This is a genomic window from Vibrio agarilyticus (assembly GCF_012641465.1).
GTDB lineage: Bacteria > Pseudomonadota > Gammaproteobacteria > Enterobacterales > Vibrionaceae > Vibrio > Vibrio agarilyticus.
The window spans coordinates 1-1,261 of record NZ_JABAIK010000046.1 but is presented as its reverse complement, the minus strand read 5'-3'; the positions used below and the strand labels follow the sequence as shown (position 1 = coordinate 1,261).

General features: G+C 43.7%; 2 protein-coding genes. Both read left to right on the top strand.

Features of this window, described 5'->3' with window-relative positions; genetic code table 11:
* Nucleotides 1–1,058: hypothetical protein (locus HGP28_RS18885; RefSeq protein ID WP_168837981.1), on the top strand; the 1,058-nt coding region annotated here is incomplete at its 5' end.
* A 17-nt stretch (nt 1,059–1,075) separates the two neighbouring features.
* On the top strand, nt 1,076–1,261 hold a 186-nt coding region (locus tag HGP28_RS18880; RefSeq protein WP_168837190.1), incomplete at its 3' end, for a DUF1153 domain-containing protein.

The following is a 1,261-nucleotide window of genomic DNA, read 5'->3' as shown; positions in this document are numbered from 1 at the left end:
GATGTCACCGAGAGAGTACCGAGCTCTTAAAGTGGCGAGTTAAACTGTCCGTTTTAGTGGGGGCAACTACAGATCAAAAGTACATTCTCGATCTACTCAACAAACAAGAATATCTGTCTCGTTTAAATGGCGAATGGTATTTCAAAAACGCTCAGCACCGTCAATGGTTATCAAAAAAAGCGTCGTTTTTGTTAACGGTATGGCGTCAAGCGCCACGAAAACGCATTCGCTCTATCGTCACCATCATCCACTATTACCTGATCACGCATCACTTACTCAACGAACGCTATAGTTTAGGATTGCGTTCGATTGGACAAATGATGAAGTTAGAGTACGTCATGACCCGAAGCAGTATCGAGTACAAACTCTTTGTGGGTTCAAATGCTTCAACAACATTATCCGATAATGTCATGATGCGCATTCTCACGGGAAAGCGGGTCGCCAATCCTAAACCCAGCAAAACAAGTTTAATGACAACGGTAAGGCAGCAACGATATTGGCGTTCAGGCTTTGCTATCGATCAAGCCAAATTGCGACGACGAGTGAAGGATGATATCGAAGAGCTAGCACCCACAGATCAAATCAAAATCATTCACAACGTAACCAAAGATCTCTCAAATGCGACTCGAGCGGATGCCAAACGTATTTCTGCCCAAACGCTTCAAACATTGCATACTCAAATCGATAATAAACACCTGATCCGCTCACGCCCATTTTGTTGGTTGTTACAGGCCTGGCTATATCACTTGATAAAAAATGGGGGCAAGTTCAAATCGAGTTTACGACTTAAGACGGTGTCAAAATATGTGAATGCCGTGTGTGCGCCCTTCATTACTGAATTTTCAGGCTGTGATCCTGAAAAAATGAACGAGGTCGATTGGGCTGAAAAATTAAATTTGGTGATTGAAAGCATTCACTCTCCTCAGTCGAAAGCCTTCGTCGCGTACTTTGCTGAGTTTTTGGTCGAGAGTGAATTGGTGCCAAATTTATGCCTATCAGACATCGACGTTCCTGTAATGACCCAGAGAAGAGTTGGACATGATATTGTGTCACCCTAAAAGGAGTCATTAGTACTATGGAACCAGAAGTAAAACGTTGGACGGCAAAGCGTAAAGCCGAGCTCGTCAAAGAGATCATCAAAGGCAAAACAACGGCTAAAGAAGCGGCAAGAACTTATGATTTGACGCCCGCAGAAGTTGAACGGTGGGTTGATGATGCATTGGGTGGAATGGAGAACGCGCTTAAAGCAAATCCAAAGGAT